16 protein-coding genes are annotated in these 18,146 nt (G+C 62.2%); 10 read left to right on the top strand and 6 right to left on the bottom strand.

The window, feature by feature from the left end:
* Positions 1-64: 64 nt before the first annotated feature.
* From purB to ACFUCV_RS11215, 3 genes are all read left to right on the top strand, one after another.
* Positions 65-1,507: an adenylosuccinate lyase gene (purB, locus tag ACFUCV_RS11225; RefSeq protein ID WP_380815628.1), complete on the top strand. Its 1,443-nt coding sequence runs from the start codon at positions 65-67 to the stop codon at positions 1,505-1,507.
* Between the two features lie 233 nt (positions 1,508-1,740).
* Positions 1,741-2,181: an acyl-CoA thioesterase gene (locus tag ACFUCV_RS11220; protein WP_380815626.1), complete on the top strand. Its 441-nt coding sequence runs from the start codon at positions 1,741-1,743 to the stop codon at positions 2,179-2,181.
* Entirely contained in the window at positions 2,178-2,849 is a 672-nt protein-coding gene (locus ACFUCV_RS11215; protein ID WP_380815625.1) for a peptidyl-tRNA hydrolase, read from the top strand. The genes ACFUCV_RS11220 and ACFUCV_RS11215 overlap by 4 nt, the downstream gene beginning before the upstream one ends.
* Before the next feature lie 70 nt (positions 2,850-2,919).
* On the opposite strand, the gene rlmN is transcribed toward ACFUCV_RS11215, so the two are convergent.
* Complete coding sequence (gene rlmN / locus ACFUCV_RS11210) at positions 2,920-4,173, bottom strand: 23S rRNA (adenine(2503)-C(2))-methyltransferase RlmN (protein ID WP_380815623.1); 1,254 nt, start codon at positions 4,171-4,173, stop codon at positions 2,920-2,922.
* 146 nt (positions 4,174-4,319) lie between these two features.
* Here rlmN and ACFUCV_RS11205 point away from each other — a divergent pair, with 146 nt between their 5' ends.
* Positions 4,320-5,327, top strand: a complete 1,008-nt coding sequence (locus ACFUCV_RS11205) for a YdcF family protein (RefSeq protein ID WP_380815621.1) — start codon at positions 4,320-4,322, stop codon at positions 5,325-5,327.
* Here ACFUCV_RS11205 and ACFUCV_RS11200 read toward each other — a convergent pair.
* Positions 5,324-7,072: a pyruvate dehydrogenase gene (locus ACFUCV_RS11200; RefSeq protein WP_380815619.1), complete on the bottom strand. Its 1,749-nt coding sequence runs from the start codon at positions 7,070-7,072 to the stop codon at positions 5,324-5,326. The genes ACFUCV_RS11205 and ACFUCV_RS11200 overlap by 4 nt on opposite strands.
* A gap of 162 nt (positions 7,073-7,234) precedes the next feature.
* Between ACFUCV_RS11200 and ACFUCV_RS11195 the strand changes: the two genes are divergently transcribed.
* Positions 7,235-8,716, top strand: a complete 1,482-nt coding sequence (locus ACFUCV_RS11195; protein WP_380815617.1) for a mannitol dehydrogenase family protein — start codon at positions 7,235-7,237, stop codon at positions 8,714-8,716.
* A 627-nt stretch (positions 8,717-9,343) separates the two neighbouring features.
* Here the strand turns inward: ACFUCV_RS11195 and xylB are convergent.
* Together xylB and ACFUCV_RS11185 are read right to left on the bottom strand one after the other, a co-directional pair.
* Positions 9,344-10,795: a xylulokinase gene (xylB, locus tag ACFUCV_RS11190; protein ID WP_380815615.1), complete on the bottom strand. Its 1,452-nt coding sequence runs from the start codon at positions 10,793-10,795 to the stop codon at positions 9,344-9,346.
* Positions 10,792-11,748 (bottom strand): sugar-binding transcriptional regulator, encoded by a 957-nt coding sequence (locus tag ACFUCV_RS11185; protein ID WP_380815614.1) that lies wholly within the window; start codon positions 11,746-11,748, stop codon positions 10,792-10,794. The genes xylB and ACFUCV_RS11185 overlap by 4 nt, the downstream gene beginning before the upstream one ends.
* Before the next feature lie 125 nt (positions 11,749-11,873).
* Between ACFUCV_RS11185 and ACFUCV_RS11180 the strand changes: the two genes are divergently transcribed.
* The 4 genes from ACFUCV_RS11180 (at position 11,874) to ACFUCV_RS11165 (ending at position 16,127) form a co-directional block, all read left to right on the top strand.
* A complete protein-coding gene (locus ACFUCV_RS11180; RefSeq protein ID WP_380815611.1) occupies positions 11,874-13,262 on the top strand; it encodes an ABC transporter substrate-binding protein in 1,389 nt (462 codons plus the stop codon).
* A 71-nt stretch (positions 13,263-13,333) separates the two neighbouring features.
* Positions 13,334-14,209: a carbohydrate ABC transporter permease gene (locus ACFUCV_RS11175; RefSeq protein WP_380815690.1), complete on the top strand. Its 876-nt coding sequence runs from the start codon at positions 13,334-13,336 to the stop codon at positions 14,207-14,209.
* An 18-nt stretch (positions 14,210-14,227) separates the two neighbouring features.
* Positions 14,228-15,085: a carbohydrate ABC transporter permease gene (locus tag ACFUCV_RS11170; RefSeq protein WP_380815689.1), complete on the top strand. Its 858-nt coding sequence runs from the start codon at positions 14,228-14,230 to the stop codon at positions 15,083-15,085.
* Positions 15,086-15,089: 4 nt separating this feature from the next.
* Positions 15,090-16,127: an NAD(P)-dependent alcohol dehydrogenase gene (locus tag ACFUCV_RS11165; RefSeq protein WP_380815609.1), complete on the top strand. Its 1,038-nt coding sequence runs from the start codon at positions 15,090-15,092 to the stop codon at positions 16,125-16,127.
* A gap of 48 nt (positions 16,128-16,175) precedes the next feature.
* On the opposite strand, the gene ACFUCV_RS11160 is transcribed toward ACFUCV_RS11165, so the two are convergent.
* Entirely contained in the window at positions 16,176-16,499 is a 324-nt protein-coding gene (locus ACFUCV_RS11160; protein WP_380815606.1) for a MoaD/ThiS family protein, read from the bottom strand.
* Positions 16,469-17,587, bottom strand: coding sequence for an exo-alpha-sialidase (locus ACFUCV_RS11155; RefSeq protein ID WP_380815604.1), 1,119 nt, complete (start codon positions 17,585-17,587; stop codon positions 16,469-16,471). Before ACFUCV_RS11155 ends, ACFUCV_RS11160 begins: the two co-directional genes overlap by 31 nt.
* 275 nt (positions 17,588-17,862) lie before the next feature.
* Here ACFUCV_RS11155 and ACFUCV_RS11150 point away from each other — a divergent pair, with 275 nt between their 5' ends.
* Positions 17,863-18,084: a heavy-metal-associated domain-containing protein gene (locus tag ACFUCV_RS11150; RefSeq protein WP_380815602.1), complete on the top strand. Its 222-nt coding sequence runs from the start codon at positions 17,863-17,865 to the stop codon at positions 18,082-18,084.
* Positions 18,085-18,146: the final 62 nt, after the last annotated feature.

Here is an 18,146-nt window from a genome sequence, read left to right as displayed (position 1 = left end):
GTGCTGCGACCAACGCGTGGTCCCGGCTGTGGAGGAATGTGGGGTTCATGGAAGAATTGGACCCATGTCTGATTCCTCGAAATCCACAGCCCGCATTCCCTCCGGCCGGCTTTCCTTGGCCGCCTCCTCCGAGCACATTGCACTGGGGCCCCTTGACGGCCGGTACTTTGGGGCGGTGGCACCGTTGGTGGACTACCTCTCCGAAGCCGCTTTGAACCGGGACCGGGTGGGTGTGGAAGTTGAATGGTTCATCCACCTGAGCAACTCCAGCGTCCTGCCGGGCACCGGGCCGCTGACGGCCGAACAACAGGCCGGGCTGCGTGCCATTGTCACCGAGTTCGATGCGGCGGCAGTGCAGGAGCTGGCAGGCATTGAGAAGGTCACCGTCCATGACGTCAAGGCCGTGGAATACTTCATTGGCAACCGCCTGGCGGCACTGGACCTGGAGCGTCTGAAGCCGTTGGTCCACTTTGGCTGCACCAGCGAAGACATTAACAACCTCTCCTACGCCGTGGGCATCAAGGGCGCCGTGGAGGACGTGTGGCTGCCCGCCGCCCGCACCCTCGTGGCTAAAATTACGGAAATGGCAGAAGCCAACCGTGCTGTGCCGATGCTTTCGCGCACCCACGGCCAGCCTGCCACCCCCACCACGCTGGGCAAGGAACTTGCTGTGACGGCCTTCCGGCTGACCCGCCAGCTGGACCGCATTGCCCGCACGGAATTTTTAGGCAAGATCAACGGAGCCACGGGCACCTATGCCGCGCATTACGCATCCGTTCCCGAAGCTGATTGGCAGGACGTGGCCAAGGGCTTCGTCGAGTCCCTGGGCCTTGGCTGGAATCCGCTGACCACCCAGATTGAATCCCACGACTGGCAGGCTGAGCTGTACGCGGACATGGCCCGCTTCAACCGCATCCTGCACAACCTGTGCACTGACGTGTGGAGCTACATTTCCATTGGCTATTTCGCTCAGGTTCCGGTGCCGGGTGCCACGGGATCCTCCACCATGCCGCACAAGGTCAATCCGATCCGCTTTGAAAACGCCGAGGCGAACCTGGAACTTTCCAACGCCCTGCTGGATACCTTGGCCGCCACCTTGGTGACCAGCCGCTGGCAGCGCGATCTGACCGACTCCTCCAGCCAACGCAACATTGGCGTGGCCTTTGGCCACTCCCTGCTGGCCATCAACAACGTCCTGGGCGGTCTGGGCCGGCTGGACACGGCAGAAGACGTCCTGGCCGAAGACCTCGGGAACAATTGGGAAGTGCTGGCCGAGGCCATTCAAATGGTCATGCGGGCCGAGGCCATTGCCGGGGTTGCCGGCATGGAGGACCCCTACGAGCGCCTCAAGGACCTGACCCGCGGCCACCGCGTCGATGGGGCCCGCATGCAGGAGTTCGTTTCCGGACTGGGCCTGTCGGCCGGCGCGCAGGCACGCCTGCTGGAGCTGACCCCGGGAAAGTACATCGGCATCGCCGAATCCCTGGTGGACCACCTGCAGCGGTAACTGCACTTCCCGACGCCGTCCGACGCCGGTGCCCGGGCAGCGCGGCAGCTGCCGCCCGGGCGCCCCTGGGCGGGGAGACGGCACGCATGTTTCCGTCTCCCCGCGGTTTAGCGCAGCGCGACCCAATGCAAAACCCTGCCTCCAGCGCAGCGGGTGCGGGAGCGCGCAGGAACTGCTGTGTTTTTTCCAACAAACAATTACCGGACGGTCTTTTCGCGGCTACATTGGCAAGTATGAACAGTCACGGCATCAACTTTCACACCCGCAAGTGGGTCCGCCCCGAAGACCTGAACGCCAATGACACGCTCTTTGGTGGCAGTCTGCTGCGGTGGATCGATGAAGAGGCCGCCATTTACGCCATTGTCCAGCTGGGCAACCGTCGCGTCGTGACCAAGTACATGTCTGAAATAAATTTCGCCGCCTCGGCAGTGTTGGGCGACTTGATTGAAATGGGTTTGACCGCCACCCATTTTGGGCGGACCTCGCTGACGATGCGTGCAGAGGTGCGGAACATTTTCACCCGCGAATCAATTTTGACCATCGATAAAATTGTCTTCGTCAATCTGGGTCCTGACGGCCGGCCGGCCGAGCACGGCTATGACACCATCACCTACGACCGCGACCGCATCCCTGCCCTCCAGACGCCGTTGTACGCCTCCTCGGTTGAAGAGTGAGTGAATTCACCCGGCGCGGCGCGGGAGAACTGGTCCAACCCATCATTTTGCTGGTGGACCGGGAGGAACCGGCCAGTGCCCAGCATGGGATTGCCGCCGCCGCACTGGCGTCGGTTCAGGCCTATTTGCAGGATCCGGGGAATCCCGACTGGCAACGTTGGGCCGAGGGGGCGTTTGCAAAAACCGTGCGCCGGGCCGACGCAAAAATGTTCGCCAAGGTCCTCGCAGCCTTTCCCGACCATGCCCTGGCCAGGGTGGGTGAGGGATGCGCTGCGGGATTTCCCCCCATGGAGGCTGACGGGCTGCCCAAATTGCTGGCGAAGCTGCAGGTGTCCGGCACACAGCTCCCTGCCGGAAACCCCCTCCCGGCCCAGCCACTGAGCATTGTCCTGAACGGCTCCCTGGACATGTCAACCGGCAAAGCCGCCGCCCAGGCCGCCCACGCACTTTTTGCCTGGCTGCTGCAAAGCAAGGCAGCAGTGGTGCAGGCATGGATTGCCGACGGTTTCCCGCTCGGCGTTGCGGCACTGCCGGCCAAGGACTTCCGGAAAGGGGCCCGCAAATCCGCCGGACCCGTCATTGCCGATGCGGGCCGCACGGAAATTGAGCCCGGTTCAACCACTGCCTATGTCATGAGGACAAAAGAGCGGCCGTCAGGCACCTTTTGAAACAAGGCAGCGGCGCCGAACCCTGGGTTCCAGCGCCGCTGCCTGCCTAAACATCATTTGGCATTACGGATTACTCGGTGGCTGCGAGCTGGCCGCAGGCCCCGTCAATTTCCTTGCCACGGGTGTCGCGCAGGGTGGTCGGCACGCCGTGTTCGATCAACGTGTCAATAAATTCGGCCATCACTGCCGGCTCCGAGGACGTCCAGATGGAGCCCGGGGTGGGGTTCAACGGGATGGGGTTCACATGGACCCAGCCGCGGCCGCGCTGGTTCAGTTTCTTGGCCAGCAGTTCCGCACGCCACGGGTGGTCGTTCATGTCCTTGATCAAGGCGTATTCAATGGAGACGCGGCGGCCCGTGACCTTGTAGTAGTTATAGGCGGCGTCGAGGACCTCGTCCACCTTCCACTTGTCGTTGACCGGGATGAGCTCGTCGCGAAGCTCGTCATCCGGGGCGTGGAGGGACAGTGCGAACGTGATGCCAAGACCCTCCTGCGCCAGCTTGTTGATGGCCGGCGCCAGACCCACGGTGGAAACTGTAATGCCGCGGGCGCTCATGCCCAGCCCCTCAGGAGCTTCAGCCACCATGCGGTGCACGGCATTCATGACGCGCTTGTAGTTCGCCAAGGGCTCACCCATGCCCATGAAGACGATGTTGGTGACGCGTTCGGCGTCGTGCCCGCCGTCACGGCGCAGATTCCCCAGCCCACCCTCGGCAATGACGCGGTTGGCTTGGACGATCTGGTCCAGGATCTCAGCCGTGGACATGTTGCGGGTCAACCCGGCCTGGCCGGTGGCACAGAAGGGGCAGTTCATCCCGCAACCGCACTGGCTCGATACGCACAGGGTCACCCGGCCCGGGTAGCGCATGAGGACTGATTCCACGAGGGAACCGTCAAAGAGGCGCCACAGGAACTTGATGGTGTCGCCATTGTCAGTGGTGAGCCGCTTGACCTCGGTCAGCAGCTTCGGGAACATGGTGTCCACAATTTCGGCGCGGCGGTCCTTGGGAAGGTCGCTCATCTGCTCGGGGTCGGTGGTGTAATGCTGGAAATAATGCACTGAGAGCTGCTTGGCGCGGAACGCCGGCAGGCCCATTTCCTTGAATTTCGCCTCCCGCTCGGGCAGCGTCAGATCGGCCAAGTGCACTGGCGGCTGTGAAACGCGCGGGGACTTGAACTGCAGCAGGGGACGACCCTCAGGGTTCTTGGCCTGGTCCCACCCCTCTGTGGCCGGCATGACCTGGGACCCACGACGCGCAGGACGCGTGCGCAAAGCCGCCGCTGGGGAGTCGACAGGGCTGGAGGTGTTTTGGGGAGGAGTCATCCTTTCCATTGTTCCCTACTTGAACCTGGAAGTCCCGTCCTGGCTGTGAAGATCACATTAATGATCAACAGGGGCGCTGGCGCGCTGGGGAAAGTCCACGTGTGCGGTGGCGCAGGGAAGCGCCCTCGCACACGTATGCTGCAGGGATGATCTCCTTGGTTGTTGCCGCAATTCTGGGTGGCGTTTATGTCTATCTGCGCCGCAGGGACCCCCGGATGCTCCGCAATGGAATTGTGCTCGTGGCTGCTGGCTGGTTCACCTTGCTGGGAGTCAGCGGAATTCTGGCCCAGTGGTTTCCTTGGACCGGCTGGATTGGAATTGGCGCCGTGGTGTTCTCGCCGCTGGCTGTGGTGGTGCTGGCAGGGTTTTTGATCAGCAATGGGGTCACGATGTTGCGCCGGGAAGGGCGCAGCCTGGGCAATCTGCTGGCCCTGCTGGCGGGTCTGGCCCTGCTGGGCCTGCCGGTGCTGGCCATGGTCCTGGTGGCCACCTTGAATCCTGTGGCAGTTGGCCTGGCAGCGTTGCTGTTTTTCGTGTGCAGTTATTTTGGCGTGGTGTTTGTGGTTTTTCTGGCCTACGCCGTGGCCTACGGGAAAATGCAGCACAGCAACAAGGCTGCCGCCATTGTGATCCTTGGTTCGCAAATCATCGATGGACAAGTGCCTCCCCTGCTGCGTTCCCGCCTGGACAAGGGATTGGAAATCTACTGGCAGGCAGAATCAACCACGCCGCCGCTGCTCATTCCCTCCGGTGGCCAGGGACCCGACGAATCACGGGCGGAAGGCGCCGTCATGGCTGACTACCTGATTGCCGCAGGAGCGCCGCCACATCACGTTGCAGCCGAGCAAAGGGCAGAAAACACCGTACAAAACCTGCAGTTCTCTGCCGCCGTGGCCCGCGACCATGGCCGCATGGGTCCTTTGCTGGTGGTCACCAACAACTACCACGTGCTGCGTGCGGCCCTGCTGTCCCGGAAGGTGGGGATCAACGCCGAAGTGGTGGGATCCTCCACGGCACGGTATTTTCTGCCCAGCGCCTTTCTACGCGAATTTGTGGCCATCCTGCAGGAGCACAAGGTCTTGCATGTGCTCCTGTGCGTGCCGTTCCTAGCCCTCACAGCATTGTTCACCGCCACCGTGGCCGGTGCAGGCTAGCCCCGGGGAATGTTGCGCAAATTGGAGCGGGCCATGCTCACAGCCTCGCCGGCTCCCTTGTTCAGCACAATTTTTGACATGGCAGTGGCAAAACCAAACACCTGCTCGCCCTTGATTTTGGGTGGAAGGGAAAGGGCTTGGGGGTCTGTGATGAGCTCCACCAAAGCCGGTCCGGGATGGGCAAAAGCGGCCCGGTAGGCGTCGGCAATGCGGGCCGGGTCGCTGACACGCACCGCGTGGAAGCCCATGGCGGCGGCAATGGCCGCGTAATTCACATCCGGCACATCCACGCCGAAGTCCTGCAGCCCTTCCACCAACATTTCCAGCTTCACCATGCCCAGGCTGGAATTGTTGAAAACCACCACCTTGACGGGCAGTTTCTGGGCAGCGGCCGTGATCAGCTCGCCCAGCAACATGGACAAGCCGCCGTCCCCGGAAACGGAAATGACCTGCCGCCCCGGGTGGGCTGCTTGGGCGCCAATGGCTTGCGGCAATGCATTGGCCATGGATCCGTGCAGGTAGGAGCCTATCAACCGCCGCGTGCCCAGTGGGTTGATGTAGCGGGCCGTCCAAACATTGCACATACCGGTGTCGGCGGTGAAAATGGCATCTTTTGCAGCAATTTCATCCAACAGTGATGCCGCATATTCGGGATGAATGGGCACCACCTTGTGGGCCTTGCGGGTATAGGCCCCCACGGCCTTGTTCATGAGCCTGTCATGCTTTTTCAGCATTTGATCCAAGAATTTGCTGCTCTTTTTGGCCTGCAGCAGCGGCATGAGCGCCTGCAGCGTCGGCAGCACGTCTCCATGCACCACCACATCCACATTCGTGCGCCGCCCCAGGTGCTCCGCAGCCCTGTCCACTTGGGCCGTGCGGGTATCGGGCAGGAACTGCTCATAGGGAAAGTCCGTGCCGAGCAGGATCAACAGTTCGGCGTCGGCAATGCCCTCGGCGGCGGCACCGTAGCCCAGGAGCCCTGTCATGCCAATGTCGTAGGGGTTGTCGTACTGGATGAAGTCTTTGCCGCGGAGGCTGTGGCCAATGGGGGCTTTTAGCAGTTGCGCCAAGGCAACGACCTCGTCGTGGGCGCCCTGCACCCCCACACCGGCAAAAATGGCCACCTTGTCCACACTATTGATTGCTTCGGCCAACGACGCCACGCTTTCGGCGGCAGGAACCACGGATGCAGGTAGGGAAGGCACCCATTGCGGCGTCGGGGCACTGGCGGGCAGGCTGGCAATGTCGCCGGGCAGGGTCACCACCGACACCCCGCCCAAGCCCACGGCGTGGGAAATGGCGCTGTGCATCACCCGGGGGGCTTGTTCAGCGGTGCTGACCATTTCCGAATACACGGAGCATTCGTTGAAAATCCTGTCAGGATGCGTCTCCTGAAAGAAGCCGCTGCCAATTTGCGCACTGGGGATATGGGAGGCGATGGCCAGCACGGGAGCGCCCGTTCGGTTGGCATCGTAGAGCCCATTCATCAAGTGCAGGTTTCCGGGGCCGCAGGAACCAGCGCAAACGGCAAGTTTGCCGGTCAATTGTGCTTCCGCGCCGGCCGCAAATGCGGCCGCCTCCTCATGCCTTACGTGGATCCAGTCGATCCCGCCCTTGGCGGATCCGCCCGTCTTCCGCACAGCGTCCACGAGCGGATTGAGGCTGTCACCCACAATTCCATAGATCCGCCGCACTCCGGCAGCCTGTAATTGTTCAATGAGTTGACTGGCAAGTTCCTTGGCCACGGCTGACCTCTCTGCAGGGGACGTTTCATCGGGTACTGGCCAATATAGCCGTCTTCGCCGGCGAAGCGGCGTCCCCCCGCCCGCAGATATTGCTCATATGAGAAAACCTGATTGCTCATTTGATACAGTGGGATAAGGATCACATAGTCTAAGGAGAGCAGCATGCTGCAACTCAATGCAGAAACCCTGAACCGCCTGCCCGCATCCGTCGCGTCTCCCAGCTACGATCGCAGCGCAGTAACCACGGGAATCGTCCACTTTGGCGTGGGCGGCTTTCACCGTGCGCACCAGGCAATGTATCTGGATCGGCTCATGAACGCCGGAAAAGCACTCGACTGGGGGATTTGCGGCGTCGGAGTACTGCCCTCTGACCAAAAGATGGCCAGTGTCATGGCTGAGCAGGACTGCCTGTACACCATGCTGTTGAAACACCCTGACGGCAGCCGCGAAGCGCGCGTGATTGGCTCCATGACGGAATACCTTTTTGCGCCGGCGGACCCGGAAGCTGTCATTGAAAAAATGGCTTCCCCTGCCACCCGCATCGTCTCCCTCACGGTGACTGAGGGCGGCTACAATTTCCACCACGTCACTGGAGAATTTGACGCCGAAAACCCGGACGTCATCCACGATCTAACCTCTGACGCGGTCCCGCGCACCACGTTCGGCCTGGTCACTGAGGCACTGGCCCGCCGCCGGAACCGCGGCATTGCACCCTTTACCGTCATGTCCTGTGACAACATTCAAGGCAATGGCGACGTCGCAAAAAAAATGTTCACGGCCTTCGCCGAGCTCCGGGAGCCCGCCCTAGCCACCTGGATGCGTGCCCATGTGCTGTTTCCGAACTCCATGGTGGACAGGATCACGCCCGTCACCACCGACGCTGACCGCAGCACCATCACCAAGGAATTTGGCCTAGTGGATCAATGGCCGGTGGTGTGTGAACCCTTCGAACAGTGGGTCCTCGAGGATCACTTTACGCTCGGCCGGCCAGCCCTCGAGGACGCCGGTGTGCAGCTCGTGGACGACGTCGAACCCTATGAACTTATGAAGCTGCGCCTGCTCAACGCCAGCCACCAGGCCCTGTGCTACTTCGGGACCTTGTCTGGTTACAGCTATGCCCACGAGGTCGCCCAGGATCAATTATTCGTGCAATTTCTGCTCGACTACATGGACCTTGAGGGCACTCCAGCGCTTTCGCCCCTTCCCGGCGTCGACCTGCCGCAGTACAAACGCACCCTGATTGAGCGTTTCGCCAATGAGCACGTCCGCGACACGCTTAGTCGCCTCTGCGCCGAGAGTTCGGACAGAATCCCCAAGTGGCTCATCCCGGTTGTCTGGATCAACTTAAAGAACGGCGGCGAAATATCCCGGTCTGCCGGCATCGTTGCCTCTTGGGCCCGCTACGCGGAAGGGACGGATGAGACAGGCGCCCCCCTTACGGTGGTTGACCGGCTCAAAGAGCCGCTTATGGCTGCGGCGGCCATGCAGCGCGAGGACAAGCTGGCCTTCCTGCGCAACCGCGACGTCTTTGGCGAGCTGGTGGACAACGAGCGTTTCACCCAGGCCTACCTGCGCACTCTCGACACCCTGCACAGCCGAGGCGCCCGCGCGGCCGTGGCAGAACTGGTGGCAGCAGACCGGTAGGCGCCGCTTCGCTGATGACGTGGGACGTCAGCAGATCATCACTGGAAGCCGCTTCCGTGGCCGCGGGGATCCATCATGTCAGCAACTCTCTGTCAGCAACGCCCGGCGGAGCAGGTCGTTCCACTCAATACCAAAAACCGCCATCATCAATTCCCGCTGCCACTGCGTATAGGTGGCCTCCCCGGTGCGCTCGCATCGGAGCCACTTGCTTTTTGCCGTCAATTTCACGGCAGCTCCGATGCGCCACCACGCGACAGCCGCCGCCGGAGAAACCCGCCCTATTCGAAAATCCGGTTGCAGAATGCCCCGACCCGCCACTGCGGGGCGCAGCCTGGCCTTACCGGCAGATTCGCAACCCGTGTTCAAAACAGCCAACGCCCGCCGCGCGGGAGGCGGCACTGCACACCCGCCTGCCTGGTGCCTGGGCCCCGGGCAGGGACTGCTTAATTCAGCCGTGGCGGCAAAAGTGGGGCAGTTCGACCAATCCCGATCAGGCCGGAGCGCCAAAGCGTGGATATCCATCCCGACAGCTTCGGAACCCGCCCCCGTTCCAGGACAGCCCTGTTTGGAACGGTGGGAAAGTCCTTCCGCCGATGACATGGCAAGCTGCCAGGACCGCTCCGGAGCCTAGATCCCGTAGACGGCCTGACGCGCGGCCACGTAGCGTTGGCGTACCAGGGAACCCCAGTCTCCGTCGGGCAGGAAGGACTCCTCAATCCGCCGCCCCCATGGGGGAAGTTCGCCGCTTGCGGCCCAGGCGGCCTGCCGGGCAGCACCAAGTGCCACGTATTCACGCTGTTCCGGCACGTCAATGGGCACCCCAAACATGGTGGCAGCGGCCTCGCGCAGCGCCCGCGACTTTGCACCGCCGCCAATGAGCAGCACACGCTTCACGGGCAGCCCGAAGGAGGTCAGTGCGGCCAACGCGTCGGCCAGGGAATTGAGCACGGCAAGCACCGACGCCCGCGCCAAATTTTCCGGTGTCATATTTGCCCGGGTCATTCCCACCAAAGTACCGGTCGCGTCGGGCAGATTGGGGGTTCGTTCACCGTCGAGGTAGGGCAGCAGCGTCAGCCCGCCGGCATCTGCCGCGCCAGTGCGCGCAAGTCTGTCAAAGTCCGCCAAATCCACATTAAGCATGCTTGCACCGGCGGCCATGACGCGGGCGGCGTTAATGGTGGCCAGCAACGGCAGATGCCGACCGGTGGCGTCGGCAAAACCCGCCAGCTGCCCCGAGTCGTCATGTACGGGCGTTTCCGAGACGGTGAAGACGGTTCCCGAGGTGCCGATCGAGACCACCACTTCACCCGGAGCCAGCTCCAGGCCCAGTGCCGCGCCAGCATTGTCCCCCATGCCAGCCCCCACGACGGCGGCGCTTACACCCCAGCGCGGCAGCAGTTTGCCGGCGCTCGCGTTGGCAGCAAGCACCGGTGGCAGGGCGGGCACGGCCCCAAAGAACCGTTGCAACAGTTCGGGCCGGTACTCATTGCTCACCGGGTCAAAGTATGCGGTGCCGGAGGCGTCACTGCGATCGGTAGACCAGGACCCTGAAAGCTGCAGGTTCAACCAGTCGTGGGGCAGCCCAATGGTTTTCAGCATGGCCGCGGCATCCGGGCGCGAACGAGCCAACCAGGCCAGTTTCGTCAACGTGAAGGAGGCCACCGGGAGCACATTGACAGCGTCAACCCACACTTTGGCGCCAAGAGCATCGACCATGCGGGCGGCGTCGTCGGCGCTGCGCACATCGTTCCACAGCAGAGCATCATGGACCGGCTGGTCCGCCGCGTCCACACCCACCATGCCGTGCTGCTGGGCTGCGACGGCAACACCGGCAATTCGGTCTCCCATCGCCTCAATGCCTGCCTTTTCCCAGGCTTCAGCCAAGGCAGAGGTCCACCGGTGCGGATCAATTGACGTCCCGTCCGGATGGTTCGCCGAACCGGTGGAAATCAGCTCTCCCGTCGCCAAATCCACCGCCACCACCTTGCAGGACTGCGTGGAGGAGTCTATGCCCACCACCAGGGAGCCGGGAGTCAGGTTGACGGTCCCCGGCACGTGCCCCTGCCCGGCGCCGCTCATGCTGACACTCCCCGGCGGGCTGCGTGCCCCTGCAGTTCCAGGGCCAGTGCTTCATCCAATACCAATGTGTGCACAATTCCTGCGGCCATGCAGGCCCGGACGGCCTCGGCCCGTACCGCACCCTGGGCCACGGCGATGACCTGGGGCGTGCGCTGCAACTGCTTGAGCGTGACGGAGAGAATGCGGTCATCAAGTTCTGCAGGGACGGCTGTTCCGTCGACGGCAATCAGGCGTCCGGAGCATTCAGCCACGGCGCCCTTGCGGAGGCCGTCTTGGCGATCGGCGTTGTCCACACGGTCCCACACGGTGGAAAGATTGGGCGCCCACGCACCGATGGCCACGACTGCCAGGTCCAAGGAATCGGCCTTCCGCATGGCGTCGGCGATTTCGGGTTGGCGGCGCAGCCCGGCGGCGGTGGCGGCGCTGTCCACCACCAGGGGTGCCCACATGGGCCAAGTCAACCCGCCACCCACCCTGCCCAGACGCTGGATAAGTTCAAGCGGGTTCCCGGACCCCCCCGCCGCGGGCAGGGCACCGGCCAGCTGCACAATGTTGCATTTAGGCAGCGCTGAGACGTGCCGGGCGGCGAGGTCCAGAGTGCGGGACCACGAGATGCCAAGGGTCATGCCGGTGCGCGCTGCGGCCATGAGTTCATCAGCCACGGCGCGGGCCTGCAGGTCCCGCTGACGGAAGTCATCATCGAGGGTTTCGACAACCACCACCCGGTGCAGCCCGAGCGCGGCGGCGAGCGCCTGGGCGTCAACTTTCGCTTTGGCGCCGGGATGCCGGATCTCGATGCGGACAATGCCCTCGGCGCGTGCCTCATCAAGGAAACGGGCCACCTGAAATCGAGAGATTCCGTGCTCGGTGGCGATCTCCACCTTGGACTGATTGTCCATGTAATAGGCCTGCCCAATGCGGGCAAGCAATTCCTTGTGGGATATTTCCGGCACGGCGCATCCTCCTAAACTAAACATTTGAGCGTCTGCTCTTGCTCAAACGAGTATATATGACTAGAGTCACTTAACAAATGAGCGAGATCATGTTCTCAAACGAGCAACGAGATTGAGAGTGACCAATGAAGTTCCCACCCTTTAGGTCCGCGAAAGCCCAAGGGACCACAAGAGGCGCCAAAGCCTCCGCCTGGCTCGCCACGGCCGCTGCTGCCATCCTGGCCCTCGGTGGCTGCACCCCCGCCGGAGCTGGCCAGGACACCATCGTGGTGGCCATTGTGGCCAACCCGCAGATGAAGGACGCCATTTCCCTGCAGGATGATTTCAAAGCCCAGCACCCGGACATCAACGTCAAGTTCGTGACCCTTCCGGAAAACGAAGCCCGCGCCAAAATCACTGCCTCCGTCGCCACCGGCGGCGGCGAGTTCGACGTGGTTATGATCTCCAACTACGAGACTGAAATGTGGGCCGCGAACGGCTGGATCGAGAACCTCCAGCCCTTGGCAGATGCCACGGACGGTTACGACACGGACGACTTCATCCCCACCATCAAAGAGGCCCTGAGCTACGAGGGGAACCTGCACTCGGTGCCGTTCTACGGCGAATCGTCTTTTTTGGTCTACCGCGAGGATTTGTTCAAGGAAGCCGGGATCACCATGCCGGAGAACCCCACCTGGACCGAGATCGGCGAAATTGCCCGCAGGCTCAATGACCCGTCCAAGGATTTCGCCGGCATCTGCCTGCGCGGCCTGGCTGGCTGGGGCGAGGTCATGGCTCCACTGGGCACCGTCATCAACACCTACGGCGGCCAGTGGTTTGACACTGACTGGAATGCCAAGCTCGACACCCCCGAGGTCAAGGCCGCCGTCACCGACTACGTCGATCTGCTGCATGACGCCGGCCAGCCTGGAGCCGCAACCAGCGGTTACGGTGACTGCATCACCCGCTACAGCCAGGGCCAAGCGGCCATGTGGTACGACGCAACGGCCATGGTGTCCAGCATTGAAGACCCGTCATCTTCCCTGGTCGCAGGGAAGTCGGCGTACGCTCCGGCACCGGTGCAGAACACTGAATCCGCAGGTTGGTTGTACAGCTGGTCGCTGGCGATCCCGACCACCACCGAGCACAAGGATGCGGCCTGGGACTTCATCTCCTGGATGACCAACAAGGATTACATCGAGCTGGTGGGCAATCAGATCGGGTGGGAGCGCGTCCCTCCGGGCAGCCGCCAGTCCACCTACGAGATTCCCGAATATGCCGCCGTAGCCAAGGCCTACGCCAAGCCAACACTGGATGCCATGTACGGAGCCGAACAGACAAGCAGCATGGTCAACCCCGTACCGTACCCCGGCCTGCAGTTTGTGGCCATCCCCGAGTTCCAGGACCTTGGCACCCGTGTCAGCCAGCAAATCTCGGCAGCCATTGCCGGGCAAAAATCCGTGGACGAAGCACTTGAGCAGGCACAGCAGTACGCCGGCCGGGTGGCCGAGTCATACCAAGAGGGAGGCAAATAATGGCTACCACGCTGGTTGACAAGCACAACCTCAAACAGCACCACCGAGCCAACACCAAGGACGGCTCCGGCATGTCCAAGGCCGAAGGCTGGCGCCGCCGCGGGCCGCTCCTGCCGGCACTGATCTTCACCATTGTCATCACCCAATTGCCCTTCCTGGTGACCATTTGGTACTCGCTGCGCAACTGGAACCTGCTGCGCCCCGACGGCAACCAATTCATTGGGTTGCAAAATTATGTGGATATTTTCATGGATTCCACCTTTCGCAGTTCCGCGCTGAACAGCATTGCCATCACCCTGGGCTGCGTGTTCTTTGCCATGGTCCTGGGCATCATCTTCGCCCTCTTGCTGGACCGCAAATTCCGTGGCCAGGGCGTGGTGCGCACCATGCTCATCACCCCGTTCCTGATCATGCCCGTCGCCGGCGCCACGCTCTGGAGCATCTCCATGCTGAACCCCAGCTTCGGCTTGGTGAACTGGGTGATTTCGCTGGTGGGCATTCCACCTGTCGACTGGACGGCGTCGCACCCCGTGGTCTCGATCCTGATGGCCCTGGTGTGGCAGTGGACCCCCTTCACCATGTTGTTGGTGCTGGCGGGCCTGCAGTCGCAGCCAAAGGATGTGTTGGAGGCGGCGCAGATTGACGGTGCGGGCTGGACCAAGACCTTCCTCTGGGTCACACTGCCGCAACTTCGCCGTTACATTGAACTCGGCGTGCTGCTGGGCACCATCTATGTGGTGAACACTTTTGACCAGATCTATCTCATGACGGCCGGCGGGCCGGGCACCGCCAGCGCCAATCTGCCGTTTTACATCTACCAGCGGGCCTTCCTGGGCTTTGACATTGGGCAGGCGGCCGCCATGGGTGTTGTGGTGGTCATCGCGACCATCATCATCGCCACCTTCGCCCTCCGTCTGATCTTCCGCAGCTTCGACGCAAAGGACTAAGCCGTGACCACCACCATCATGTCCCCACCCGCCAAGTCCGCCGAGCGGAAGTCCCGCGAAGCACGACGCCGCATCACCGGTTCCAGCTTGACCACTGTTACGTGGTTGCTGGCGTTGATCTTCTTTGCTCCGGTGATCTGGCTTGTCATGACGGCCTTCAAGCCGGAATCCCTTGCTGCATCCAACCCGCCGGTATTTTTCTTTGCACCTACCCTGGAGCAGTTCGAAGCGGTGTTGGGCAACGGCGCAGGAGCATACTTCCTGAACTCGCTGATCGCCACGGGGCTCTCAACCGTCCTGGTCATCGTGCTGGCGGTCCCTGCCGCCTATGCCGTGAGCATCCGGCCGGTGAAGAAGACGCAGGATGTGCTGTTCTTCTTCATCTCCACGAAAATGCTGCCCGTGGTGGCTGTCATCATGCCCATCTACGTGATCGCCGGCCAGATCAAGGTCCTGGACAACATTGGCACGCTTGTGATCCTCTACACGTCCATGAACCTGCCTATTGCCGTGTGGATGATGCGGTCCTTCTTCCAAGAGGTCCCCGCCGAGGTGTTGGAGGCCGCGTCCATGGACGGTGCCGGTCTGCTTAAAACCCTGCGCACCATCCTCATCCCCATGGTGACCCCCGGACTTGCCGCTACGGCCTTGATCTGCGTCATCTTTGCTTGGAATGAATTCTTCTTCGCTTTGAACCTTACAGCCGCCGATGCAGCGACGGTTCCGGTCTTCCTGGTCTCCCAGATGACCAGTGAGGGTTTGTTCCTGGCCAAACTGTCCGCCGCATCGGTGCTCGCCTCGCTGCCGGTGGTCATTGCCGGCTGGGTGGCGCAGAAGCAATTGGTCCGTGGACTGTCGATGGGTGCGGTGAAATAAAAACATGGCCACTCGATATGCTCCGGAAACCGGCCTGCCGGATTCCATGACAGTCTCCGTGCTGGTCCGCCAAGGTGAGCTGCGCACCGAGCACCGCCCCGTTCCTGCACCAGGTCCGGGCGAGGTGCTCGTGCGGATCACCTCCGTGGGCGTATGTGGATCGGATACCCACTATTACCAGGAGGGCCGGATCGGCCCCTATGTAGTTGATTCACCGTTGGTTTTGGGACACGAACCAGCTGGCGTCATTGCCGCACTTGGCGAGGGCGTCAGCGACCGTAAGGTGGGCCAGCGTGTGTCATTGGAGCCTGGCGTTCCGGATCCGCTTTCCGAGCAGACCCTGGCCGGTTGCTACAACTTGGATCCCGGCGTGCGTTTTTTCGCCACACCTCCCATTGACGGAGTGTTCAGTGAATTTGCTGTGCATCCGGCGGCGTTTTGCCACCCGGTGCCAGATTCCGTCTCTGACGATGCCGCAGCACTGTTGGAACCGCTGAGCGTGGCCCTGGCAGCCAGGGCCGCAGCTCGGATTCAAATTGGCGATAGGGTGCTGGTGGCCGGGGCGGGCCCCATTGGGCTGCTCGTTTCCAAGGTCGCGCAGCTTGCCGGCGCCAGCGTCACCTTGACGGATGTTCGGGCCGATAGACTGCTCGGCGCCAAAGCATACGGCGCAGCACATACCTTCACTGCAGGTGAACAGCCACCGGTGGCGCCGGAATTCAATGCTTTCATTGATGCCAGCGGCGCCGAACGTGCCATCTTGGGCGGGCTGGCACGGCTGGCCCCCCGCGGGCGGTGCGTGCTGGTGGGCATGGGAGCCGACACCATTGCTTTGCCGGTGCCGCTGGTGCAGGGACGTGAACTGGTGATTACCGGAACATTCCGCTACGCGAATACTTGGCCAACCGCCATTGCGCTGGCAGCCTCAGGGCAAATAGATTTGGACGCCTTGGTCACCTCGACCCATGGCTTGACGGATGTCGAATCCGCCCTCACGGCGGCTTCGACACCGGGGGCGTTGAAGGCCATGGTTCATCCCTGAGGCAACACTTCTCAAGGTGGCAGGCGCCAACGTGGGGGAACGCCGGCGTCAGCCGCCGGCGACGGATTGAATGATCATGAGTTCCTGACCCGCCACCACCTTTGACTGCAAGCCGGCGCCGCGCCGCACGTCATCACCGTCCACGTAAATATTGACGTAACGGCGCAGCGTGCCCGTCTCATCCCTCAACCGGCGGTCAAAGACCGGAAACTCCAGTGCTATGGCGTCCAACAGTTCCTGCACCGATGCGCCCTCCCCCACGTCCAGCTGCAAATTTCCGCACCCGCCCACCAGGGGCTGCAGGAGTCTGGGTACCAGGACCGTCACTTCCGGTTCCATGGTCACTGCCCAAGGAGTGCGGCACGAACACATAAAACGTCCGGCAAATGGTTCAGGACCTCGGTGAAATGTTCCCCCTCATCGGCACTGGCGTACACGGAGCCGCCGCGTGTGCCAAAGTACACGCCCACGGGTTCGGCGGTGTCCACCCCGGCCGCATCACGCAGCACCACGTTGTACTCGGGGTCTTTGAGTCCGTCAGCCAAGCGCGTCCACGTGGTTCCGGCGTCGTCGGTGCGGTGGACAGCCAGGTGGCCCTCGGGTGGGATCCTCTCAACGTCGGCCTTGATGGGGATGACCCAGGCCGTACCCGGGCGGTGGGGATGTGTCAGCATGGTGAAACCAAAATCCGTGGGCAGGCCCCCGGCAATGGACTCCCAGCTGTCGCCACCGTTGCTGGTGCGGTAGACGCCGTGGTGATTTTGCGCGAACAAAGTGGCTGAATTGTTCGCATCCCGGGCAATTTTATGCACGCATTGACCGAATTCGGGCTGCGGGTCAGGCATGAAGGGGGCGGAAATTCCCTGATTTCTCGGCTGCCATGAAGCCCCGGCATCAGTGCTGCGGTAGACCCCGCCTGTGCTCATGGCCACGTGGATGGTCTCATTGTCAGGACTCGGAAGAACAGTATGCACCGCGGCGCCGCCATACCCGGCACCCCATTCGCTGCGGTGCGGGTGGTCCCACAGGCCACGGTTGAGTTCAAAGTGGGCGCCGCCGTCGGTGGATTTCCACACTGAGATGGGCTCGCAGCCAGCCCAGACGACCCCTGGGCGGTGGGCTGCATCGGGATGGATTTGCCAGATGCGTTCCACGGCCGCATCAGTGTCGGCCGGGAAGACGATGGCCCCTTCGTCCGGTTCCTGCCAAGTCACGCCCAAGTCATCGGAATGCACCACGGTGGGCCCCCAGTGTTCACTGCGCAGACCCAACAGGATGCGGGTCCGGCCCCCTCTGGTGTCAATGGCAATGCTGGGTATTTCCTGCATGAGAAAGTGCGGACCGGTGAAGGTATAGCTTCTCCGGTCACTGCTGGTGCCAAGCCACAATCCCTTCTTGGTGCCCACCGCCAGTAGATGAGTGTGGGGCGGGACAGGAGTCGGCTCAGCCATGCTGTTCATGGTTAAAGTCGACCACTGCTGCTGAGGCGCAGCAAGGGATACCGGCTGGTAATATGCAACTCCATCCCTCCTTTCATCCACCGCGCATCTCCCCTCCTTTCGCGTACGTCCGGACATGCGCGAAAGGAGGGGAGATGCGCGGACAGCAAAGCCACCCCGAATCCCCTCCTTGATTGATACCCCACGGGGGTATAACATTGACCCCTGCACCCAGATATCAGCCGTCAACATGGCCCGCACGCCGTCAGCATCGGACCACACAAGGAGCTAATCCCATGAATACCACCATTGACGTATCAGGCATGAGCTGTGGCCACTGCATCAACGTCGTCACCGAAGAACTGACGGCAATTGCGGGCGTAAGGGAGGTGGCAGTGGACCTCAATTCCGGCGGCAGTTCCCGCGTCACCATCACCTCGGAGTTGCCCCTGGACCCGAGGGAGATCTCCGAAGCTGTTACTGAGGCCGGATACCTCGTCGTTGCCAATGAGGCCTAAAAAGGCCCAACGTTCCCATTGGCAGGGAGCGCCTGGGAAATTTTTCCTCCACCGCAATATCC

The organism is Specibacter sp. NPDC057265, from assembly GCF_042668835.1.
GTDB lineage: Bacteria > Actinomycetota > Actinomycetes > Actinomycetales > Micrococcaceae > Specibacter.
This window is presented reverse-complemented; position numbering and strand designations above follow the sequence as displayed.